Consider the following 23,104-nt stretch of genomic DNA (forward strand, 5'->3'; position numbering starts at 1 on the left):
CAATTAGACTTGCCCTGCCGGAGCGCTTCGAGCGCGCCGGCTTCCCATGAGCGGCACGCGCAGGTCAGCTGTGCTGCCGGACACGCGAACGAAAGTGCCAGGTAGGCCATCCGAATGTCGAATTCCCCAGAGCAGGACGGCGCCGTCAGCGCCGCCGCTGAAATCCCCGATCCGCTGGATGCCGCTGCGGTGGCTGCCGCCGTGGAGCGCGCGCTTGCCGACATCGCCTCCGCGGCCGACCTCGAGGGGCTGAAGGCCGCCCGGATCGCCCACACCGGCGAGAAATCGGCCCTGAGCCTGGCGAACCGGGGCATCGGTGCCCTCGCCAAGGAGCAGAAGGCCGCGGCCGGCAAGAATATCGGCCCCGCACGCGGTCGTATCAGCCAGGCACTCGCGGCACGCGGGGTCGAACTGGAGGCCGAGCGCGATGCCCGCATCCTCGTCGAGGAGGCCGTGGACGTCACCGCCGCACCGCGACGACGCCGCGCGGGTGCGCGCCACCCGCTCTCGACCCTGCAGGAGCGCGTATCGGACGTGTTCGTCGGCATGGGCTGGGAGATCGCCGAAGGGCCGGAGCTGGAATCCGAGTGGTTCAACTTCGACGCCCTGAACTTCGCACCCGACCACCCGGCGCGGGAGATGCAGGACACCTTCTTCGTGGAGCCCCCCGGCGCCCACCTGGTGCTGCGGACGCACACCTCGCCCGTGCAGGTCCGTTCGATGCTTGAGCGCGAGCTCCCCATCTACGTCCTGTGCCCGGGCAAGGTCTTCCGCACTGACGAACTGGACGCCACGCACACCCCGGTGTTCCACCAGTTCGAGGGCCTCGCCATCGACAAGGGACTCACCATGGCGGACCTCGTGGGAACGCTCGACCATTTCACGCAGCAGCTGTTCGGCGCGGAAGCCAAGGTGCGCCTGCGCCCCAACTACTTCCCGTTTACCGAGCCGAGTGCCGAACTCGACGTCTGGCATCCCGGCGCGAAGGGCGGTCCGCAGTGGATCGAGTGGGGTGGCTGCGGCATGGTCAACCCCAACGTGCTGCGGGCCGCGGGCATCGACCCGGAGATCTACTCCGGCTTCGCCTTCGGCATGGGGATCGAGCGGGCCCTCATGTTCCGCAATGAGGTCAGCGACATGCGGGACATCATCGAGGGCGACATACGTTTCAGCGAACACTTCGGGATGGAGATCTAAGTGAGAATCCCCCTTTCATGGCTGCGTGAATACGCCGCAGTACCGGCCGACGCGACGGCCGAGGACGTCATGGCCCACCTGGTCCGGGTGGGGCTCGAGGAAGAGGCCGTCCACCGCCCCACCGACGAGCTGCAGGGCCCCATCGTGGTGGGACAGGTGCTCAGCGTCGTCAAGGAGCCGCAGACCAACGGCAAGACCATCAACTGGTGCTCGGTCCGCGTCGTCCCGGAGGGCGCGTCCCAGGAGCTCGACGGCGACGGCATCGATCCGAGCGGCGTGCAGGGCATCGTGTGCGGCGCCCACAACTTCCAGGAGGGCGACAAGGTGGTGGTCACGCTGCCCGGCGCCGTCCTGCCCGGGGACTTCCGCATCAGCCCGCGGAAGACCTACGGCCATGTGTCGGCGGGCATGATCGCCTCCGTGAAGGAGCTCGGCATCGGGGAGGACCACGACGGCATCCTCGTGCTTTCCACGCTGGGACTCGACCCTGAACCGGGCACCGACGCGATGGAGCTGCTCGGCCTGTATGACGAGGCCGCCGAAATCAATGTCACCCCCGACCGGGGCTACTGCTTCTCGATCCGAGGTGTCGCCCGCGAGTACGCCCACGCCACGGGGACCTCGTTCACCGACCCGGCCGGCGCCGTCGTCGTGCCTGAATCGACCGGGAACGGTTACCCGGTGCGGCTCGAGGACTCGGCTCCCATCTACGGTCGGCCCGGCTGCGACCGTTTCGTGGCACGCACCGTCCGCGGCGTCGATCCCACCCGTCCCACACCGGTCTGGCTGTCCGCGCGCCTGCGCCTGGCCGGGATCCGGTCCATTTCGCTGGTGGTCGATGTGTCGAACTACGTGATGCTCGAGCTCGGCCAGCCGCTGCACTTCTACGATCTCGACCGGCTCTCGGGGGACATCGTGGTGCGCCGTGCGCTTCCGGGAGAGAAGCTGACCACGCTCGATGACAAGGTGCGAGCACTCGACACCGGTGATCTCCTCATCACCGACGATTCGGGCCCCATCGGCATCGCCGGCGTCATGGGTGGCGCGGCGACCGAGGTCTCGGGAAGTACCGTCAATGTCCTGATCGAGTCGGCACACTTCGAGGAGGTGGGCATCGGGCGCTCGCGCCGCCGCCACAAACTACCCTCCGAGGCCTCCAAGCGCTTCGAGCGCGGAGTGGACTGGGACGTCGCGGACGTCGCGGCACAGCGCGCCGTAGAGCTCATCACGAGCCTGGCCGGCGGCACCGCGGATCCCACGGCGACCGACGAGGGCCACGCCCCCGCGCCGCGCGTCATCGACCTCGCCGGAGATTTTCCGTCCCGGCTGATCGGGCGGGAATTCACGCGGGAGCAGATCATCGGAACCCTCGAGGACCTCGGAGCCTCGGTCACCGCGCACGACGGCGGTTACTCGGTGACGCCGCCGAGCTGGCGCCCCGACCTCGAGACCCGTGAGGACCTGACCGAGGAGATCATCCGCCTGGAGGGCTACGACACCATTCCGTCCACCCTTCCCGTGGCCCCACCCGGACGGGGACTCACACGGGTCCAGCAGCAGCGGCGTCGCCTGATGAACGCACTGGCAGCCTCCGGGCTGACTGAAGTGCTGTCCTACCCCTTCGTCAGTGAACGCAGCAACGCCGTCTTCGGGAACGCGGACGAGGGCGCGACGGTAGCCGCGGTGAAGCTCGCCAATCCGTTGAGCGCCGAACTGGGTTACCTGCGAACCTCGGTGCTGCCGGGGCTCATCGAGGTGGCGAAACGGAACCATTCCCGGAGCTTCCGCGATCTGGCACTCTTCGAGGCCGGACTGGTCTTCCAGCCCGCCGGATCCATGGGCACCGGATCCATCCCGCCACTGGGTGAGAAGCCGGCGGAGGAGGTCCTCGACGCACTGTATGAGGGCATTCCCTACCAGCCGCTCACCATCGCCGCTGTCTTCACCGGCAATGACGCGCCGGCCTCGGCCGGTTCAGTTCCCCGGGCCTGGGACTGGGCCGATGCCCTTGACACGGTGCGGTTGATGGGCGACGTGGCGGGGGTCGACGTCATCATCGGACGAGGCACCCACCAGGCGTTCCATCCCGGACGGACCGCCCGGGTGGGACTGCGCGGTGGCGAGGTGCTGGGTTACGCAGGGGAGCTGCATCCGAAGCTGATCGCCGCGCTCGACCTGCCCGCCCGGACCGTGGCGCTCGAAATCAACGCCGATCTCCTCTTCGAGGCTGCGGCGGACGTCATCGTGGCCCGCCCGCTGTCCTCGTTCCCCGCCACCACGCAGGATGTGGCGCTTGTGGTGGCCGACGGCGTGGTGTCCTCGGAAGTCCTGGAGACGCTCCGGGAAGGCGCGGGGGAGCTGCTGGAGGACGTTCACCTCTTCGATGTCTATGCGGGCGAGGGAATTCCCGAGGGCAGCAAGTCCCTCGCTTTCGCGCTGCGCTTCCGGGCTCCCGATCGCACCCTCACCGCGGATGAAGCGAGCGCGGCTCGGGATGCCGCCGTCGCACTCGCGTCGACCCGTTTCGGGGCGGTCCAGCGCCGCTGATCCCGGCGTCGTGGATCAGGTCCGGCGGCCGGCGGCGTATTGGAAGTGCCGTTATTCATCGTCTGTGCTGGTGATACGCGGCGTGTCCCCACGGGACACGCCGCGTCGATGCTCAAACACGGCATTTCCGATACGGGTCGGGCGGCCGCGCCAGTCCACCCGGTCAGGGAATGAGCAGAAGCTTTCCCGTGGTCCGCCGCGCCTGGAGGTCCTCGTGAGCCCGCGCTGCCTCCGCCAGGGGATAGCGTGCACCGATGCGGACGTCCAGCTGACCGGCGGCGATGGCGCCGAACAGTTCCTCCGACCGCCAGCGCCGTTCCTCGGGGGTGCGCAGGTGGTGCACCAGGGAGGGCCTGGTGATGTAGAGGGAGCCGCCGCTGTTGAGCCGCTGGGGGTCGAACGGGGCCGGGGCGCCGGAGGCCGCCCCGTACAGCACCATGGTGCCGCGGACGCGCAGGCTCTTCAGCGAATCGTCGAACGTGGACTTCCCGACGCCGTCGTACACCACGTCGACGCCGGTACCGTCGGTCAGGGCGCGCACCGCGTCGGCGAAGCCCTCGTAGGGCAGCACCTCGTTGGCACCAGCCCCGCGGGCCAGTTCCTCCTTCTCCGGCGTGGAGACCGTCGTGAAGACCCGTGCACCCTTCGTCTTCAGGAGTTGGATCAGGAGAAGGCCCACGCCGCCGGCGCCGGCGTGCGCCAGCACCGTGCTGCCGGTCTCCACCGGATAGGTCGAGTTGATGAGGTAGTGCGCCGTCATGCCCTGAAGCGGAACGGCTGCCGCGGTTTCCAGGTCGATACCCTCGGGTACCGGCAGGGCGCGGTCGGCGTCGACGAGCGCGTACTCGGCGTAGGTCCCGATCCCCTCGGCGAACGCCACCCGGTGCCCCGGAGCGAAGCCCGCGACATCCTGACCCACTTCCTCCACCACACCGGCAGCTTCGGCCCCGGGCGTGAAGGGGTGCGACATGGGGTAGGCCCCGCTGCGCTGATACGTCTCGATGAAGTTGACCCCGGCCGCGGCGACCCGGACGAGCAGTTGGTTCCTTCCCGGCACGGGCCTCGCGGCGTCCTGCGGCTTCAGCACTTCCGGGCCGCCCGGCTGTTCAACGACGATGGCTGTGGGCATGATCGACTCTCCGTTCCTGGTTCGCAAAGGGCTGTGGCCCATGCTATTCCCTCGATCCACCTGGCCGGGGATCACCTCCAGCAGTGAATATTTATGTGTCAGCGTGTATATATGTGGGGTAGGCTGATTGCATGCCTTTTTCTGTAGCGGTGTCAGGTGCCAGCGGTTATGCCGGTGGGGAGCTCCTCCGCCTGCTCGCGGCCCACCCCGACGTCTCCATCGGCGCCATCACCGCGAACAGCAATGCGGGGGCGAAGCTCGGAACGCTCCAGCCGCACCTCCACGCGCTGTCCGACCGGATCCTCGAGGACACGACGGTCGAGGTGCTGTCCGGCCACGACGTCGTGTTCCTCGCCCTGCCGCACGGCGCCAGCGCCGATATCGCGGCGCAACTGCCGGCTGAGACCCTGGTGATCGACGCCGGCGCGGATCACCGTCTGGAGGATCCGCAAGCCTGGGTGAAGTTCTACGGCTCCGCGCATGCCGGCACCTGGCCCTACGGGCTCCCCGAACTCGCCGGCAACCGTGCCGAGCTGCGCGGTGCCCGTCGCATCGCGGTGCCCGGCTGCTACCCCACGAGCGTCCTGCTGGCGCTCGCCCCCGGTTTCGCGGCCGGGCTGCTCGAGCCGACCGACGTCGTCGTGGTGTCCGCCTCCGGCACCTCCGGGGCAGGCAAGGCAGCGAAGGCGCACCTGCTCGGCTCCGAAGTAATGGGCGGCATGAGCCCCTATGGAGTGGGCGGCGGCCACCGGCACACGCCCGAGATCGAGCAGGGACTCAGCGGCGCTGCGGGCGAACCCGTGACCGTCTCGTTCACACCGACCCTTGCTCCCATGGCGCGCGGCATCCTCACCACCGCGACGGCGCGCGTGAAGCCCGGCACGACGGCGGAGCAGTTGCGCCGCGCGTGGGAGGACGCCTACGGGAACGAGCCGTTCGTGAAGCTGCTTCCCGAAGGCCAGTGGCCGGCGACCAAGGCGGTGCTGGGATCGAATTACGCGAACCTGCAGCTCGCCTCGGACGGGCATGCAGGGCGTGTCATCGTCAGCTGCGCCATCGACAACCTCACCAAGGGCACCGCCGGCGGAGCCATCCAGTCCATGAACATCGCCCTCGGCCTCGACGAGACCGCGGGCCTGACCATCCAGGGAACCGCACCATGAGCATCACCTACCCCGGCGGGTTCCGCGCATCGGGCGTGACCGCAGGGCTCAAGGCTTCCGGCAAGCCCGACGTCGCCCTGGTGGCCAACGATGGTCCGCTGCACTCTGCCGCAGCCGTCTTCACCTCCAACCGGGTGGCCGCAGCCCCTGTGCACTGGTCGCGGCAAGTGGTGTCGGACGGCCGCGTGGACGCCGTCGTCCTGAACTCGGGGGGCGCGAATGCCTGCACCGGGCACGAGGGCTTCCAGAACACGCATCGCACGGCCGAGGCGGTGGCGGACCTGCTTGCAATCTCGGCCACCGACGTCCTCGTCTGCTCGACGGGCCTGATCGGCGAACAGCTGCCGATGGACAGGCTCCTGCCGGGAGTCGAGGCCGCGGCCGGGGGGCTGAGTACTGCCGGTGGTGCGTCGGCGGCCGAGGCGATCCGGACCACGGACACCGTGTCGAAGGAGGCCCGCTACCCGGCGTCCGCCGACTCCCCGAGCGAGGGCTACTCGATGGGCGGCATGGCCAAGGGTGCAGGCATGCTCGCCCCGGGCCTGGCCACCATGCTCGTGGTGCTCACCACCGACGCCGTCCTGCGTCCGGAGCAGCTGGACACGGCACTGCGTGCCGCCACGCGGGTCAGCTTCGATCGCACTGATGCCGACGGCTGCATGTCGACCAATGACACCGTGGTGCTGCTCGCCTCGGGCGCCAGCGGCGTGACACCCGACGAGGCGCACTTCACCGAGGCCCTGACCGGCGTCTGCCTCGACCTCGCGGCCCAGCTCATCGCCGACGCCGAGGGTGCGAGCCACACCATCGCGATCACCACGGTTCGTGCGGCGAGCGAGCACGACGCCGAGACGGTGGGCCGCGCCGTCGCCCGCTCCAACCTCTTCAAGACCGCGATCTTCGGCAATGATCCCAACTGGGGACGTGTGCTGTCGGCCGTCGGGACCACGGATGCCGTGTTCGAGCCGGAGGAGCTGAACGTGTCGATGAACGGCATCCAGATCTGCCGGAACGGCGGGATCGGGGATTCCCGCGACCTGGTGGATCTTCGCGGGAGGGATGTCACTGTGGAGATAGACCTGCAGGCCGGTTCTGCCGCCGCGACCATCTGGACCAACGACCTCACGCACGACTACGTGCATGAGAACTCGGCCTACTCGAGCTGATGGGAATCCGCACCGTGACACCGACAGCACTCCCGGCGAGCACCCTGCTGGCCCAGGACAAGGCCTCCACACTCATCGAGGCCCTGCCCTGGATCCAGCGCTTCGCCGGAACCACCATGGTCATCAAGTACGGCGGCAACGCCATGGTCAACGAAGAGATGCGCCGCGCCTTCGCCGAGGACATCGTGTTCCTGCACCACGTGGGCATCCGGCCGGTGGTGGTTCACGGCGGAGGGCCGCAGATCAACCACCTCCTTGAACGTCTCGGTATCACCCCTGAGTTCAAGGGCGGGCTGCGTGTCACCACTCCCGAAACCATGGACGTGGTCCGCATGGTCCTCACCGGGCAGGTGGGGCGTGAACTCGTGGGACTCATCAATTCGCACGGACCCTACGCTGTGGGGCTCTCCGGCGAGGACGGCGGCCTGCTGCAGGCCGTCCGCACCGGCACGGTGGTGGACGGGGAGGACGTGGATCTCGGCCTCGTGGGCGAGGTCACCCGAGTGAACCCCGGTGCCATCCTCGACATCCTCGAGGCCGGGCGCATCCCCGTCATCTCGACCGTCGCTCCGGAGATCGACGCCGACGGAGCAGCCACGCAGCAAGTGCTGAACGTGAACGCGGACACGGCCGCCGCAGCGCTCGCCGAAGCCCTCGGCGCGTCGAAGCTCGTGATCCTGACCGACGTCGAGGGCCTGTACGCCGACTGGCCGGACCGGGGCTCGCTCCTCTCCTCCGTCACCACCACACAGCTCCGGGGCATGCTGCCGTCGCTCGAATCGGGCATGATCCCCAAGATGACTGCGTGCCTTCGCGCCGTGGAGAACGGCGTCGAGCGTGCGCACATCGTCGACGGGCGCCTTGCGCACTCCATGCTGCTCGAGACGTTCACCACCGCGGGAATCGGAACCCAGGTGGTACCCGACGACGCCGCGCCAGTAGTCGCACCTGCCCTTCCGCTGCGGGAGACCGCGCTACCGTCGGGCCCGCGCGCACTAGCGCACACCGGGTTGGGCGCCGCAGCGTCCAGGGGTGGAGAGCCCGCGGAGCGGGCCGCCGGGGATGGCTCGTCCGGTGCGGAGTGGCTCTCGCGGTACACCGACTCGCTGATGGGCGTCTTCGGTACGCCGCAGCGCGTCCTCGTGCGCGGTGACGGCTGCTACGTCTGGGACGCCGACGGAAACCGGTACCTCGATCTCCTCGGCGGGATCGCCGTGAATGCCCTCGGCCACGCCCACCCTGCCCTCACCTCGGCCGTGTCAGCCCAGTCCGCGACCCTCGGCCACGTCTCGAACTTCTTCACGAGCCCTCCCCAGATCGCCCTCGCGGAGAAGCTTCTTGCCCTCGCGGAGGCACCCGCCGGCTCGAAGGTGTTCTTCACCAACTCCGGCACCGAGGCGCTCGAAGCTGCTTTCAAGCTGGCACGGCGCAACAGCTCGCCCACCCGCAGGAGGATCCTGGCGCTCGACGGCGCTTTCCACGGCCGCACCATGGGGGCCCTCGCGCTGACCTCGAAGCAGGCCTACCGGGAACCCTTCGAACCGTTGCCCGGGGGTGTCGAGCACCTTCCGTTCGGCGATGTCGACGCACTGATCGCGGCCGTGGATGACACAGTGGCCGCCGTCGTCCTCGAGCCGGTCCAGGGCGAGGCGGGCGTGCGTCCGCTCCCCGCGGGCTACCTCCGGACCGCGCGCGAGGTGACGAGCCGCCACGGCGCGCTCCTGATCCTCGACGAGGTTCAGTCCGGGATGGGCCGCACCGGGAAGTGGTTCGCGCACCAGTCCGACGGCGAAGCAGATGCAGTGCTTCCCGACGCCATGACGCTGGCCAAGGGCCTGGGGGGAGGCTTCCCGATCGGTGCCCTCGTGACCTTCGGCGCCACGGTGTCGTCCCTGATCACCGCGGGCCAGCACGGCACCACGTTCGGGGGGAACCCGGTGGCGACGGCGGCCGGCCTCGCCACCATCGACGCACTCGAAACGGACGGTCTACTGCAGCACGCCGCCGCCATCGGCGACTATCTGCGGAACGGCCTGACGCAGGTACCCGGCGTCCGGGAGATCCGGGGCAGCGGGCTGCTGCTCGGGTTCGACGTCGACGGCGGCTACGCGCCCGCCGCCGTGAGCGCAGCCCTGGCGGCAGGCTTCATCGTCAACAGCACGGGCCCGCACACCATCCGGCTGGCACCGCCACTGATCCTGACCGAGGACCAGGCCGAATCCTTCCTCGCAGCCCTCCCGACGGTGCTGGACACCGCCAGGACCGTCTCTTCCGCAGCCTTCGCCAAGGGAGCCTCATCATGACCCGGCACTTCCTCGTCGATACCGACCTCACCCCGGCCGAACAGGCGGAGGTCCTCGACCTTGCGCTCGAGCTGAAGGCGAACCCGTACGCGGAGGCCGTCTACGCGGGGGAGGGCGCGGGCCGCCGCACCGTCGCGCTGATCTTCGACAAGACCTCGACGCGGACACGGGTGTCCTTCGCCGCAGGAATCGCGGATCTCGGCGGTGTGCCGCTGGTGATCGGTGCGGGCGAATCGCAGCTCGGCCACAAGGAGTCGATCACCGATACGGCGCGGGTGCTCGAGCGGATGGTGGCGTCCATCGTGTGGCGGACCTATGCGCAGGCAGGGCTCGAGGAAATGGCTGCGGCGTCGCGGGTACCCGTCGTGAATGCACTCTCCGACGACTACCACCCGTGCCAGCTCCTGGCCGACCTGCTGACCATCCGGGAGCACAAGGGACCGCTCGCCGGGCTCACCCTCGCCTATCTCGGCGATGCCGCGAACAATATGGCGAACTCCTACCTGCTCGCGGGGGTGACGGCGGGGATGCACGTACGCATCGCCGGGCCGCAGGGCTTCCTGCCGGCCGGACCGGTGGTCGACGCCGCACGCCTCCGGGCTGTGGAGACCGGCGGCTCGGTGCTCGTCACCACGGACGCTGCCGAGGCGCTCGCCGGGGCGGATGTCGTCGCGACCGACACCTGGGTCTCCATGGGCCAGGAGGACGAGAAGGCCGCGCGCGCCGAACTCTTCCGTTCCTATGCCGTGGATGCCGCCGCCATGGCACGCGCGGCACCGGACGCCGTCGTCCTGCACTGCCTGCCCGCCTACCGCGGCTACGAGATCTCGGCCGACGTGATCGACGGACCGCAGTCCGTGGTGTGGGACGAGGCCGAGAACCGCCTGCACGCCCAGAAGGCGCTTCTGGTGTGGTTGATGAAGGCGTCCCAGGCAGCCCAGGCGGACGGGGAATGACGACCATGGCAGCGCAGCGGGATCCTGTCCATCCGACCACGAAGATCGCACGCCACGCGCAGATCCGGGCGCTGCTCACCAGCCAGTCGGTGCGCTCGCAGGCCGAACTGGCCGCCCTGCTCGGTGCCGGCGGCGTCCTCGTCACGCAGGCCACGCTGTCCCGGGACCTCGTTGAACTCGGCGCCGTGCGCGTCCGGGGGAAGGAGGGAACGCTGGTCTACGCGGTGCCCGCCGAGGGTGGCGGCCGCGCTCCGCAGAGCGGGATCACCCAGGAAATCCTCGACGCCCGCCTCACCCGGCTGTGCGGTGAGCTGCTGGTCACCGCGGAGGGGTCCGGCAACCTCGTGATCCTGCGGACGCCTCCCGGGGCCGCCAATTTCCTCGCCCTGGCCATCGACCACTCGGTGATGCCGTCGATTCTTGGCAGTATTGCCGGTGACGACACCGTCATGCTGGTGACACGCAAGGCCGACGGCGGTGCGGAGGTCGCCGAGCGCTTCCTGGGCCTCGCGCAGGAAACCTGACGTCCTGATTTTTTCCACAACCATCGGCCGGTACCCACATCGGCCCCACAAGAGGAGCATATTTCCGTGACCGAACGCATTGTTCTCGCCTATTCCGGCGGACTCGACACCTCAGTAGCCATCGGCTGGATCGCCGAAGCCACCGGCGCCGAAGTGATCGCCGTCGCCGTCGATGTCGGGCAGGGCGGCGAATCGCTCGAAACCATCCGCCAGCGTGCGCTGAGCTGCGGCGCCGTGGAGGCGTACGTTGCCGACGCCCGCGACGAGTTCGCCAACGAGTACTGCATGCCGGCACTCAAGGCCAACGCCCTGTACATGGACGCCTACCCGCTGGTGTCCGCGATCTCGCGCCCGGTGATCGTCAAGCACCTCGTGGCGGCGGCCCGGAAGTTCGGGGCCACCACCGTCTCCCACGGCTGCACCGGCAAGGGCAACGACCAGGTGCGCTTCGAGGTGGGCATCCAGACCCTCGGCCCCGACCTCAAGTGCGTCGCGCCCGTGCGCGACCTCGCGCTGACCCGTGACAAGGCGATCGCCTTCGCGGAGGCCAAGGGCCTGCCGATCGAGACCACCAAGAAGAACCCGTTCTCCATCGACCAGAACGTCTGGGGACGTGCCGTCGAAACCGGGTTCCTCGAGGACATCTGGAACGGACCCACCAAGGACGTCTACGATTACACGGCGTCACCCGAATTCCCGCCCGCCGCGGACGAGGTGACCATCAGCTTCCGGGAGGGCATTCCCGTCGCGATCGACGGCCACGCGGTCACGCCGCTCCAGGCCATCGAGGAGCTCAACCGCCGTGCCGGCGCGCAGGGCGTGGGCCGCATCGACATCGTCGAGGACCGCCTCGTGGGCATCAAGAGCCGCGAGATCTACGAGGCCCCCGGTGCGATGGCACTGATCGCCGCACACCGCGAACTCGAGAACGTCACCGTGGAGCGCGAACAGTCCCGCTTCAAGAAGACCGTCGATCAGCGCTGGACCGAACTGGTCTACGACGGCCAGTGGTTCTCCCCGCTCAAGCGCTCGCTGGAGACCTTCATCGACGACACCCAGAAGTACGTCACCGGCGACATCCGCATGGACCTCCACGGCGGCCGCGCCACGGTCACCGGGCGCCGCTCCGACGTCGCGCTCTACGACTTCAATCTCGCCACCTACGATTCCGGTGACACCTTCGACCAGTCCATGGCCCGCGGCTTCATCGAGATCTTCGGCCTGTCCTCCAAGGTGGCGTCGAGCCGCGACCAGCGGGCAGGCGCCTGATGGTTCCAACCTCCGACGGCGGTGGAACGAACACAGGGTCGCTCTGGGGTGGCCGGTTCGCCGGCGGCCCCGCGGATGCCCTCGCGGCACTGAGCAAGTCGACGCACTTCGACTGGCGCCTGGCGGTCTACGACATCGAGGGCTCCCGCGCGCATGCTCGAGTCCTGAACCGCGCCGGTCTGCTCGACGACGCGGAACTGGCCGGCATGATCGATGCCCTGGACAGACTCGATGCCGACGTCCGCTCCGGTGCGTACGTTCCCGCGGACTCCGATGAGGACGTCCACGGATCCCTCGAGCGCGGGCTGATCGAGCGCGCCGGGCCGGAGCTCGGGGGAAGGCTCCGAGCAGGGCGCTCCCGCAACGACCAGGTGGCCACGCTCGGGCGGATGTACCTCCGGGACCACGCGCGGATCATCGCGCGCGGCACCCTGTCGACGATCGAGGCGCTGATCACCCAGGCACGGACGCATGCCGGTGTGCCCATGCCGGGGCGCACCCACCTCCAGCATGCCCAGCCGGTACTGCTCAGCCACCATCTGCTGGCGCATGCCTGGGCGCTGCTGCGCGATGTCCAGCGGCTGCAGGACTGGGACCGGCGGGCCGGGGTTTCGCCCTACGGCTCGGGTGCCCTCGCCGGATCCTCCCTCGGGCTCGACCCCGAAGCTGTTGCCGCTGACCTCGGATTCTTCTCTGCCACCCACAACTCGATCGACGGCACCGCATCCCGGGACGTCTACGCGGAGTTCGCGTGGGTTTCCGCGATGATCGGCGTCGATCTTTCCCGCATCAGCGAGGAGATCATCATCTGGGCCACCAAGGAGTTCTCCTTCGTGACCCTCGATGATGCCTTTTCCACCGGGTCCTCGATCATGCCGCAGAAGAAGAACCCCGATGTCGCGGAGTTGGCCCGTGGCAAGGCCGGGCGCCTGATCGGAAATCTGACCGGGCTTCTGGCCACTTTGAAGGGGCTTCCCCTTGCCTACAACCGGGACCTGCAGGAGGACAAGGAACCCGTGTTCGACGCCGTGGACACCCTCGAGGTGCTGCTGCCCGCGGTGTCCGGAATGATCGCGACGCTGACGTTCAACACCGAACGGCTGGCGGCGCTCGCTCCGCAGGGCTTCGCGCTGGCCACGGACATCGCCGAGTGGCTGGTGAGGCAAGGCGTGCCCTTCCGTGAAGCGCACGAACTGTCGGGTACCGCAGTGCGCGTGGCCGAGGCACGCGGCGTCGAACTGTGGAACCTGACCGACGCGGAGTTCGCCGCCATCTCGGACCATCTCACGCCTGCCGTCCGGGAGGTCCTGACCGTCGAGGGGTCACTGGCCAGCCGCGACGCGCAGGGCGGGACGGCACCGGCAGCGGTGGCGCGCCAGCTCGAGGCACTCGAGGAGGAGCTGGCCACGGTGGCGGAATATGCCGAAGTACGTTAGTCCGCCCGCGTAGCCCGTCCCCGGGCAACCGACCTCGAATCGGGTGCGCAGGAAAGAACGAATTCCCGGAAGGAGTGCCGTTCTTCCCGCGCACCCGAGATGGCGGCCGCGCTCCCACTACGCCTGCCGCGAAGCGCATTGACACAGTGGGGACGCCCCAGCACATTGGAAGCATGCAGCCCTCCAGCGAGCGCGCCACACTGAGTGAATTCTGGCCCTACCTCCGGGGCCATGGCGGTGTCCTCGGCGCAGCCGCCGTCGTATCCGTGGTGGCGACAGGCCTGTCCGTAGTGCAGCCGCTGATGGTCCAGCAGCTGGTCAACGCGGTTTCGGCGGGCAATCCGGGCGGCCGTTTCGTCTGGCTGCTCGTCGTGATCACCCTCGCGGGGGCCGTGTTCAACGCCGGACAGTCCTACCTCCTCCAGCGCACCGCCGAATCGGTGGTCCTGGGGCTCCGGCGCTCGCTCGTCGGGCACCTGCTCAGTCTGCCGATCCGCGAGTTCGACAAGCGCCGCGTCGGCGACCTCATGTCCCGCGTCGGCTCCGACACCACCCTCCTGCGCAGCGTCATCACGTCCGGACTTTTCGACATCGTGTCCTCGGTGCTGATGTTCGTCGCCGCCGTCGTGCTCATGATCCTCCTCGACCCGTTCCTGTTCGGCATCACCCTCGGCGCCGTGGTGCTCGGGACGGGCGGCGTGCTGATGCTGGGCACCCTCATCCGCCAGCGGAGCAAGGATGTGCAGGACGCGGTCGGCGCGATGTCCGCCGCCGTGGAGCGGGGCCTGTCCGGAATCCGCACCATCAAGGCTTCCGTCGCCGAACACCGTGAAGCCGCCGTGATCGACGCCGAGGCGGTCAGCGCGTTCCGCGCCGGAATCGCCATGGCGAAGCTGCAGGCCGCCGTGCAGCCCATCATGTCCGTCTGCATCCAGGGCGCCTTCATCGTGGTGCTCGCGGTCGGTGGCCTCCGCGTGGCCAGCGGCGCCCTCCAGCTGGGCGACCTCCTGGCCTTCATCCTGTACCTGTTCCTGCTCGTCCTGCCGATCGGTTCGGCGATGAGCGCTTTCGTCCAGATCCAGTCGGGGCTCGCCGCCCTCGACCGGATTCAGGAGATTGCACGGCTCGAGCCGGAAAACCAGGACGAGCACGAGTACGCGAACGGCGGAGGTGCAGGCGCGGGGAACGACGGCGGTAGGCGCGACGGTGCCAGCGCCACCGGAAATCGGGCCGCTGTCGCTGCGCCAGAACGCGGCGTCGTGGTCGAGGAAAACCGCGGCGCACAGGCCCCATTGCTGGAGCTGCGGAACGTACGGTTCCGGTACGACCATGACGAGCCGTCCGGGCAGTTCCCTGGATCACCGGAGGACGAAGCAGCGCAGGAGGCAAGTGCCGACACCGCTGCGCCCGACGCCCCCTGGATCCTCGACGACGTTTCCTTCACTGTTCCCGCCGGGAGCCGTACCGCCCTCGTCGGGCCGTCAGGGGCAGGCAAATCGACGGTACTGGCCCTCCTCGAGCGCTTCTACGAACCCGCCTCGGGGAGCATCTCCTACGACGGGGCGCCGATCGGCGGCATGCCTCGTTCAGCACTCCGGCAGCGCATGGGCCTCGTCGAGCAGGAAGCTCCGGTGCTCAGCGGCACCCTTGCCGACAACCTCCGCCTTGCCGCCCCGCTGGCAAGCGATCCCGAGCTCGAGGCCGCGCTCGACGCCGTCGAGCTGACCGCGCTCATCGGCCGATCGGAGGACGGGCTGCAGCTCAACCTCGGCGAGGACGGCGTGCGCCTGTCGGGCGGGCAGCGCCAGCGCCTCGCGTGGGCACGCACCATCCTCGCGGATCGGCCGGTGCTCCTGCTGGACGAACCGACGTCGTCGGTGGATTCGCGGACCGAACAGCTGCTGCAGCAGACCCTGGGCATGGCGGCGCGGAACCGCACCGTCATCGTGGTGGCCCACCGGCTCTCGACGGTCGCCGACTTCGACCAGATCCTTGTGCTCGATGGCGGCCGGGTGGTGGCGGGCGGCACGCATGCCGAACTCCTGGCGGGCAACGAACTGTATCGCGACATGGCGGCACGGCAGCGGCTCACCGCGGACGTTCTGGAGAACTGACCGGCGCTCGCAGGAGCTGGTCGGCGTGTTGAAGGCTAGAAGAGCACGGTCGGGGCGCCCTGCTCCCGGTCGAGGAGGCGCTGCTTGATCTCCAGCCCCCATCGGAAGCCGCCCAGCGAGCCATCCGTTCGGACCACCCGGTGACACGGCACGAAGAGGGCTGCGGCGTTCCGGGCACAGGCTCCCGCTGCGGCGCGCACCGCTCCGGCGCTTCCGGCGAGTTCCGCATACTGCGTGTAGGTGACGGGTGCCCCGGGCCGGACGCTGCGGAGGACATCCCAGGCGTGGCTGCGGAACGGCCCGGAGACCTGGCGCACTGCAATGCCGTCGATCGCGGCGAGGTCGCCGTCGTAGTAGGCGCGCACGGCTTCGGTCATCGACGTCAACCCGGGAGATTCCCGCCCGGCGATCGGGTGCCTCAGGCTCGGGTGGATCTGGCCGGTGAGCTCGTCCACCGAGGCGGTCCAGCCCGAGGAGAGCACAGCGCCGCCGGCTTCGATGATGGTGAACGGTCCATCGGGGGTGGGAATGGTCGCCACGGACGCTGGGGAGAGGAGTGCGCTGGTCATGAAGTTGCTCTCTCGGCTGGGATCGATCGGGGATTGGTTGCGGTTCGTGCGGACGCGGAGCGCCACAGGTGCATCGTGGCGTAGGACCGCCACGGGCTCACTCCGCTGAGGGCGCCGGCCACGTCGCGGTCGGTCCGGGTTCGGGGCACGGCAGGGGAGCCCCGGCCTGTCAGTGCTACCCACGCGTTACAGACGGCGGCGTCGTTGCCGAGCAGGACGTCGGTTGCCCCGAGCACGCGCATGGCCACGTAATCCGCCGTCCAGGGGCCGATGCCTGCCAGCGGGAGAAGCTTCCCGCGGAGGCTCTGGAGGTCGTCGCCGACGCCGATGTCGAGGGTTCCGTCGGACAACGCCTCCGCCGTGGCGCGGATGGCCTCGATACGCCGGGCCGGGCCGCGGAGGAGCTCCACCGCGGAGGCCGCGATGTCCGCGGCCGAGGGGAAAAGCCGGGTGAAACCGTCGACGGCGAGGCGCGGTTCACTGCCCGAAGCGGCGAGAACGGTCAGGGCACCGGTCGCCGCCTTGACCGTCACCTGCTGCCCGATCAGGGCACGCATCAGGATCTCGTGCGGGTCCACGCCGCCCGGCAGCCGGATCCCCGGAACACTCCGGACCAGTGGAGCGAGGTCGGGTTGCTGTGCCAGCACCGTGTCGATGGCCGCGGGGTCGGCGTCGAGATCGAAGAGGCGCCGGATCCGCGTGAGCAGCACGGGAAGATCGGCGAGTTTCTCGAGGACGATCGAGACCTTCATCCCCGCCCTGGCCGCTGACACGGCGACCGCCTCGGCGCGGAACCAGCCGTGGCCGCCGGGCAGACGAACCAGCCGTGCGTACCCGTGGGCGGACGCCTCCTCGACACCGCGGACCGCACGGGCCTGGAGAAAGGTGAAGATCCCATTGTCGTAGGGAGGCCGAACCGGAAGGGTAAGGGTTAGCGTGGTGCGCCCCCCGTCGACGGGAGATCCACGGTGTGCACTCGCTCCCCGGAGTTGCGAGGGAGTGAGTGCATATACCTCGGCCACTGTGTCGTTGAACTGGCGGATACTGCTGAAACCGGCTGCGAATGCGACGTCGGAGAACAGCAGATCCGTCCCCGTGAGCAGGGTGCGTGCTGTTTGCGCGCGTGCCGCACGCGCTAGTGCGAGCGGACCGGCACCGAGTTCCTCCCGCAGGATCCGGTTCAGCTGGCGGGTCGAGTACCCGAGCCGGAGGGCAAGGCCGCTGACTCCGGAGCGGTCCACTTCGCCGTCGGCAATGAGGCGCATGGCGCGACCCGCGGCATCGTTGCGGAGGTTCCACTCCGGCGTGCCGGGCACTGCCTCGGGCAGGCACCGCTTGCAGGCCCGAAAACCCGCTTCATGGGCGGCGGCCGACGTCCGGTAGAACGTCACATTTGCAGGTTTCGGGGTGCGCGCAGGGCACGACGGCCGGCAGTAGATACCCGTCGAGGACACTGCGGTGACGAACTGACCGTCGAAGCGCGTGTCCCGCGAATCGATCGCCCGGTACCGCTGCCAGAAGTCCATTGCTCCATCCTGACAGTGCGGCGAACCACAAGCTAGCGGGAATCGGACATCACTGTGGCGTCCGGTTCCCCTCCCCACCGCGGATCTTGCTAGCGTTCATCCAGTGGTGCCCCCTACCCCGCCTCCTCCTTCCGCCGCCCCCGCCGGGACGCGTGACCGGCTCTCGGTCAGCGCGCTCGAGGCGGCGCCGCTGCTTCTGGGAGCAACGCTGACGCACTTCGACGACGACGGTCCGGTCAGCGTGCGCATCACCGAGGTGGAGGCCTACCTCGGGCCCGTGGACCCCGGTTCGCATGCCTTCCGGGGCCGGACAGCCCGGAACGACTCGATGTTCGGTCCGGCCGGGCACCTCTACGTCTACTTCACCTACGGCATGCACTACTGCGTGAATGTCGTCTGCGGGACGGACGGCTGGGCCACCGGTCTGCTTCTTCGCGCGGGAGAGATCACCGGCGGGCTCGACCTGGCCCGCCACCGCCGGAATACTCCGAAGACGGATCTCGACCTCGCGCGCGGGCCGGCCCGGCTCGCGCAGGCCCTCGGGCTGGATCGGCGTTACGACGGGGCTGATGCGCTGGCTCCACCCTTCGGCCTTGCGCTGCCACCCGAGTCGGTTCCGGCGTCGGGCTACTCCACCGGGCCGCGGGTCGGAGTGAGCGGCCCGGGGGGCTCCACCGACTACCCCTGGCGGTTCTGGCTGCCAGGGGAACCCACCGTGTCGCGCTATCGGCCGGGCAAGTCCCCGAAGGACCGTAAAGAGGCGGGGTGACCGACAGCCCGGCTGATCCTCCCAGCGGCACGGTGTTCCCCGACGACGTCATCCCCGGAACCCGCGTCATCCTCGCCCACCGCGTCCGCGCGACCTGTGGCACTCTCGCAGCCGGCCGGTAGGGAATCCAGGCGTCGTCGTCGGCCGTGCGGTGATCCTGGAGCCCGCCGTTTCCGGAGGCCGCGGACTGCCGGTCGGGCACGGGGTCCACGCGTTGTCGACGGGGTAGGAGTTCCGCACGCTAGAATTGACGGTCTGTCTTTTTCGGGAGGGAACCCCCAATGCATGAAACATCCCAGGCGAATGCCGAACTGGAGCACGAGCGCGGGTACGTCGACGGCCTGTACCGGCGGTTGGACGACCTCCGGGCCGAGAAAGCGCAGCAGCTGGCCGAGGTTCGCCGCAGCGCCTCCGCGGGGTCGCACCAGAACCGCTCGGAACGCGATGCCTTCGCCACGATGTACGAGGACCGCCTCGCGCAGCTGAACGCGGTCGACGACCGGCTCGTGTTCGGGCGTCTCGACCTCGACGACGGCGACAAGCGCTACATCGGCCGCATCGGGCTGTCCGACGACGAACTGCGCCAGCTCATGGTCGACTGGCGTGCACCGGAGGCCGGAACCTTCTACCAGGCCACGGCTTTCGAACGCATGGGCGTGCGGCGGCGGCGCCACCTGATTCTTGCCAGGCGCGACGTCGTCGCCATTGAGGACGACGTGCTCGACGCCGGCATGCTCGGCGACGACGATTCCCTGCAGGGCGAGGGCGCCCTCCTTGCGGCACTGAATACCCGTAGGACCGGCCAGATGTCCGACATCGTGGGAACCATCCAGGCCGAACAGGACCGCATCATCCGCGCCCCGCTGCCCGGCATCACCGTGGTTCAAGGCGGGCCTGGAACCGGAAAGACCGCCGTGGCACTGCACCGCGCAGCCTACCTGCTGTACACGCACCGTGAACGCCTCAAATCGGCCGGCGTGCTGCTCGTCGGACCGACCGACGCCTTCATGCGCTACATCGAACGCGTGCTGCCCTCGCTGGGGGAGACCGGCGTGGTCATGGCCGGCATCGGCACCCTGATGCCCGGGATCACCACGATCCCCGAGCCGGACGAGGAAGCCGCCGCACTTAAGGGAACCCTCGACATGGCGCGCGTCGTCAAGCAAGCCGTCGCCAACCGGCAGCGGGTTCCAGCGGAGGACAAGCGGCTCGACGTCGAGGGAACCCGGCTCACGCTGACGCCCCGGCAGGTGGCGCGCGCCCGCGAACGCGCGCGGGCCACCGGCAAGCCGCACAACGAGGCCCGGGTGACCTTCGTCCGGATCCTCCTGCGGGAGCTGACCGAGCAGCTGCTCGAAACCCTCGAGGCGTCGTCGGGCGCCGGTAACAACGCCGACCGCTCCTATCTGGCGGAGGATGTGCGGAGCTCTCGGGACGTGCGGATCGCGCTGAACCTCGCCTGGATGCCGCTTACTCCCCAGAAGCTGGTTTCGGAACTGCTCAGCCGCCCCGATCAGCTGGCTGCCGCTGCACCCCAGCTCAGCGACGCCGAGCGCTCGCTGCTCCTGAGGGCGTCCGACGCACCCTGGACCGAGGCCGATGTTCCACTGCTCGATGAGGCTGCGGAGCTTCTCGGCGAGTTCGACGTCTCGGCCGGGCGAAGCGCCGCCGCACGCGAACAGGAGCACCGCCGCGATCTCGCCAATGCCGAGCGCACGCTGGAGAACGTGAATGAGTCGCTTGCGGACTCGGGCGTCGACGGCGTGGTCACGGCAGAGGCCCTGGCGCTGCACAACACGGTAACCGTCACAAGGGCGACGGCGGCAGAACGCGCAGCCGGCGACCGCACCTGGGCCTTCGGGCACATCGTGGTGGACGAGGCGCAGGAACTCTCTCCCATGCAGTGGCGCCTGCTCATGCGACGGTGCCCGCTGAAATCCTTCACCATCGTGGGTGACATCGCGCAGACCAGTTCCGCCGCAGGATCACGGTCCTGGCAGCAGGCACTCGAACCGTTCGTGGGTGAGCGGTGGCGGCTCGAGGAGCTGACCGTGAACTACCGGACGCCGTCGCAGATCGCCGAGGCGGCTGTTCGCATGGCCAACGCGGCAGGCCTTGTGGTCTCAGCACCCAAGGCGGTGCGTGAGGGTCGGTATGCGCCCGTCGTCGATGTCGTGCAGGACCTGATCCCGGCGCTCGTTGCCGCGCTTCCCGAGGAGCTCGAGGCGATCGACGGCGGGCTCCTGGCCGTGATCGCACCGGAGGACCGCCTGGCCGAGGTCCGCTCGACGCTCGAGCCGGAGTACGGCTCACGTGTCGGCACCGGCGCGGGCGGGCCGGGCCAGGACATCGTAGTCATCTCCCCGCGCGGTTCCAAGGGCCTCGAGTTCGACGGCGTCACCATCCTCGAGCCGCAACTCATGCTCGATTCCGCCACGGCCCGCGTCGGCGACCTGTACGTCGCGATGACGCGTCCAACGCAGCGGCTGAGGCTGATTTCCACGGGCAGGATCCCGGAGGGCATCGAGGGCTGATAATTTGGATGCTGTGCCGCAGCAACCAGAATCCCCAGTCCGGAACAAAACCGCCCAGCAGAACGATCCCTCCTTCGCGAACGTCTGGCAGGAGCTCCGCTGGCGCGGCCTCGTGCAGGTGTCGACCGACGAGACCGAACTCGAGGCGCTCCTTGCGGGGGACCCCATCGTGTTCTACTGCGGCTTCGACCCAACGGCACCAAGCCTCCATCTCGGGAACCTGGTCCAACTCCTGACCATGCGGCGGCTCCAGCTCGCCGGTCACCGGCCCCTCGCGCTGGTCGGTGGATCCACCGGGTTGGTCGGGGATCCACGCCCTACGGCGGAGCGCACCATGAACACCAAGGAAACCGTGGCGGAGTGGGTCGGCTACCTGCAGGGACAGGTGCAGCGCTTTCTCAGTTTCGAGGGTGCCAACGGGGCCCGTATGGTGAACAACCTCGACTGGACGGCGCCGATGAGCGCCATCGATTTCCTGCGCGAGGTCGGCAAGTACTTCCGCGTCGGCACGATGATCAAGAAGGACATCGTGGCAACCCGCCTCAACTCGGACGAGGGCATCAGCTACGCCGAATTCAGCTACCAGATCCTTCAGGGCATGGACTACCTCCAACTGTTCCGGGAGTACGGCTGTGTTCTCCAGACCGGCGGCTCTGACCAGTGGGGCAACCTGACCAGCGGTACCGACCTGGTTCGGAAGGCGGAGGGTGCCGGCGTCCACGCCATCGGCACCCCGCTCATCACCAATTCCGATGGAACCAAATTCGGGAAAAGCGAGGGCAATGCCGTGTGGCTGGATCCGGCCATGACAAGTCCCTACGCGATGTACCAGTTCTGGCTTAACACCTCCGACGCCGACGTCGTCGACCGCCTCAGGATCTTCACCTTCCGCTCCCGCGAGGAGATTGCCGCCCTCGGGGTTGCGACCGAGCAGCAGCCCCACCGGCGCGAAGCGCAGCGGATGCTCGCCTACGACGTGACCTCGCTGGTGCACGGTGTCGACGCCACCGAGAAGGTGATTGCCGCATCGGCCGCGTTGTTCGGGCAGGGAGAGCTGGGGGACCTCGATGAATCGACGCTCACGGCCGCAACGGCCGAGCTCGATTCCGTGACCGTTTCTCCCTCTGCGCTGGGAATAGTGGATCTGCTGGTGGCTACCGGCCTGTCCGCAAGCAACTCCGCCGCGCGACGCACCGTCGCCGAAGGTGGCGCCTACGTCAACAATCTCAAGATCACCGACGCCGAGCACGTGGTGGGGGAGGAAGCCCTCCTTCACCACCGATACCTGCTGGTGCGCCGTGGCAAGCGGAACCTGGCAATGGCCGACATCGGCGCGGCTGGTTAGTCCAGCTCAACCAGTCCCGGACGCGGTCGGCCTCGGTGGAGAGGCAGGTGCAGCCAGCCTTCCAACGTAGCGCTCCGGTGATCCCTTGGCCGAGTGTCGGCCGTACCGGACTTGACAGTCTCTCTGATCGTGCCGGCGGCTCGGGTTCGTCGGGTTCGGGGGTGTGTGTTGGTTTGTTGGTTGGTGGGGGTTGGTGTAGTGTTTCTTGGGTTGCCCCGGTGTGGGTGGCGACCTCCTCCTTTTTTGTTGCTGTTCCGGCGTGTGGTTTTTTGGTGTCGGGGTGGTGGTTTTTTGTGGTGGGTGGGGGTTTTCTGGTGGGTTGGTGGGGTCGCGGTTCGCGGGTTCGGCTGATTTGACAGGGAATCGGAGCATGGAATAGGTTAGTAACACATCGCAGCGAAGAAATAAAGAGTCTGAACGAAAATTTTTGAGGAAGTTTTTGGGGCTTGGGAGTATTCGGTTGTGTCTGTTGTTTGAGAACTCAATAGTGTGCCAAGTTTGTTGATACCGATTGTTTTTTGATTGGTTGAATTGGCTGGTTGTCGCGCATTTTGTGT

The 23,104-nt window shown here is 68.5% G+C and carries 17 protein-coding genes and 1 pseudogene; 15 read left to right on the top strand and 3 right to left on the bottom strand.

What is annotated here, in order from left to right:
• The first annotated feature begins 114 nt into the window (after positions 1-114).
• Entirely contained in the window at positions 115-1,197 is a 1,083-nt protein-coding gene (gene pheS / locus IWX75_RS09610) for a phenylalanine--tRNA ligase subunit alpha (RefSeq protein WP_196822020.1), read from the top strand.
• On the top strand, positions 1,198-3,744 hold the full coding sequence (gene pheT / locus IWX75_RS09615) for a phenylalanine--tRNA ligase subunit beta (protein ID WP_196822021.1): 2,547 nt from the start codon (positions 1,198-1,200) through the stop codon (positions 3,742-3,744).
• A gap of 163 nt (positions 3,745-3,907) precedes the next feature.
• Here pheT and IWX75_RS09620 read toward each other — a convergent pair whose 3' ends face one another.
• On the bottom strand, positions 3,908-4,873 hold the full coding sequence (locus IWX75_RS09620; protein WP_196822022.1) for a quinone oxidoreductase family protein: 966 nt from the start codon (positions 4,871-4,873) through the stop codon (positions 3,908-3,910).
• Positions 4,874-5,004: 131 nt separating this feature from the next.
• Between IWX75_RS09620 and argC the strand changes: the two genes are divergently transcribed.
• From argC to IWX75_RS09660, 9 genes and pseudogenes are all read left to right on the top strand, one after another.
• Positions 5,005-6,036, top strand: a complete 1,032-nt coding sequence (argC, locus tag IWX75_RS09625; RefSeq protein WP_196822023.1) for an N-acetyl-gamma-glutamyl-phosphate reductase — start codon at positions 5,005-5,007, stop codon at positions 6,034-6,036.
• Positions 6,033-7,202 carry a bifunctional glutamate N-acetyltransferase/amino-acid acetyltransferase ArgJ gene (gene argJ / locus IWX75_RS09630; RefSeq protein ID WP_196822024.1) on the top strand — a complete coding sequence of 390 codons (1,170 nt, stop codon included), beginning with the start codon at positions 6,033-6,035 and terminating at the stop codon, positions 7,200-7,202. The genes argC and argJ overlap by 4 nt, the downstream gene beginning before the upstream one ends.
• Positions 7,202-8,131 (top strand): annotated as a pseudogene (gene argB / locus IWX75_RS17690) (acetylglutamate kinase); the annotation flags it as partial. The gene argJ and the pseudogene argB, both read left to right, overlap by 1 nt.
• Before the next feature lie 81 nt (positions 8,132-8,212).
• Positions 8,213-9,505, top strand: a complete 1,293-nt coding sequence (locus IWX75_RS09635) for an acetylornithine transaminase (RefSeq protein WP_334684240.1) — start codon at positions 8,213-8,215, stop codon at positions 9,503-9,505.
• Positions 9,502-10,461 (top strand): ornithine carbamoyltransferase, encoded by a 960-nt coding sequence (argF, locus tag IWX75_RS09640; RefSeq protein ID WP_196822025.1) that lies wholly within the window; start codon positions 9,502-9,504, stop codon positions 10,459-10,461. Before IWX75_RS09635 ends, argF begins: the two co-directional genes overlap by 4 nt.
• Positions 10,462-10,466: 5 nt before the next feature.
• Positions 10,467-10,985 (top strand): arginine repressor, encoded by a 519-nt coding sequence (locus tag IWX75_RS09645; RefSeq protein WP_196822067.1) that lies wholly within the window; start codon positions 10,467-10,469, stop codon positions 10,983-10,985.
• 66 nt (positions 10,986-11,051) lie between these two features.
• On the top strand, positions 11,052-12,254 hold the full coding sequence (locus IWX75_RS09650; protein ID WP_196822026.1) for an argininosuccinate synthase: 1,203 nt from the start codon (positions 11,052-11,054) through the stop codon (positions 12,252-12,254).
• A complete protein-coding gene (gene argH, locus IWX75_RS09655; RefSeq protein ID WP_196822027.1) occupies positions 12,254-13,690 on the top strand; it encodes an argininosuccinate lyase in 1,437 nt (478 codons plus the stop codon). The genes IWX75_RS09650 and argH overlap by 1 nt, the downstream gene beginning before the upstream one ends.
• Positions 13,691-13,863: 173 nt before the next feature.
• Positions 13,864-15,804, top strand: a complete 1,941-nt coding sequence (locus tag IWX75_RS09660) for an ABC transporter ATP-binding protein (protein ID WP_196822028.1) — start codon at positions 13,864-13,866, stop codon at positions 15,802-15,804.
• A 35-nt stretch (positions 15,805-15,839) separates the two neighbouring features.
• On the opposite strand, the gene IWX75_RS09665 is transcribed toward IWX75_RS09660, so the two are convergent.
• Both IWX75_RS09665 and IWX75_RS09670 read right to left on the bottom strand, forming a co-directional pair.
• On the bottom strand, positions 15,840-16,373 hold the full coding sequence (locus IWX75_RS09665; RefSeq protein WP_196822029.1) for a methylated-DNA--[protein]-cysteine S-methyltransferase: 534 nt from the start codon (positions 16,371-16,373) through the stop codon (positions 15,840-15,842).
• The gene (locus IWX75_RS09670) at positions 16,370-17,899 is read right to left on the bottom strand and encodes an AlkA N-terminal domain-containing protein (protein ID WP_196822030.1); all 1,530 of its coding nucleotides are present in this window, start codon (positions 17,897-17,899) and stop codon (positions 16,370-16,372) included. The genes IWX75_RS09665 and IWX75_RS09670 overlap by 4 nt, the downstream gene beginning before the upstream one ends.
• A 106-nt stretch (positions 17,900-18,005) precedes the next feature.
• On the opposite strand from IWX75_RS09670, the gene IWX75_RS09675 reads away from it, so the two are divergent.
• From IWX75_RS09675 to tyrS, 4 genes are all read left to right on the top strand, one after another.
• Positions 18,006-18,668 carry a DNA-3-methyladenine glycosylase gene (locus IWX75_RS09675; protein ID WP_196822068.1) on the top strand — a complete coding sequence of 221 codons (663 nt, stop codon included), beginning with the start codon at positions 18,006-18,008 and terminating at the stop codon, positions 18,666-18,668.
• Positions 18,665-18,790 (top strand): hypothetical protein, encoded by a 126-nt coding sequence (locus IWX75_RS17695; RefSeq protein ID WP_334684234.1) that lies wholly within the window; start codon positions 18,665-18,667, stop codon positions 18,788-18,790. Before IWX75_RS09675 ends, IWX75_RS17695 begins: the two co-directional genes overlap by 4 nt.
• 159 nt (positions 18,791-18,949) lie before the next feature.
• Positions 18,950-21,202 carry a HelD family protein gene (locus IWX75_RS09680; RefSeq protein WP_196822031.1) on the top strand — a complete coding sequence of 751 codons (2,253 nt, stop codon included), beginning with the start codon at positions 18,950-18,952 and terminating at the stop codon, positions 21,200-21,202.
• Between the two features lie 13 nt (positions 21,203-21,215).
• Complete coding sequence (gene tyrS / locus IWX75_RS09685; RefSeq protein ID WP_196822032.1) at positions 21,216-22,547, top strand: tyrosine--tRNA ligase; 1,332 nt, start codon at positions 21,216-21,218, stop codon at positions 22,545-22,547.
• Positions 22,548-23,104 lie beyond the last annotated feature (557 nt).

The organism is Arthrobacter sp. CAN_A6 (assembly GCF_015751715.1).
Lineage (GTDB): Bacteria > Actinomycetota > Actinomycetes > Actinomycetales > Micrococcaceae > Arthrobacter_D.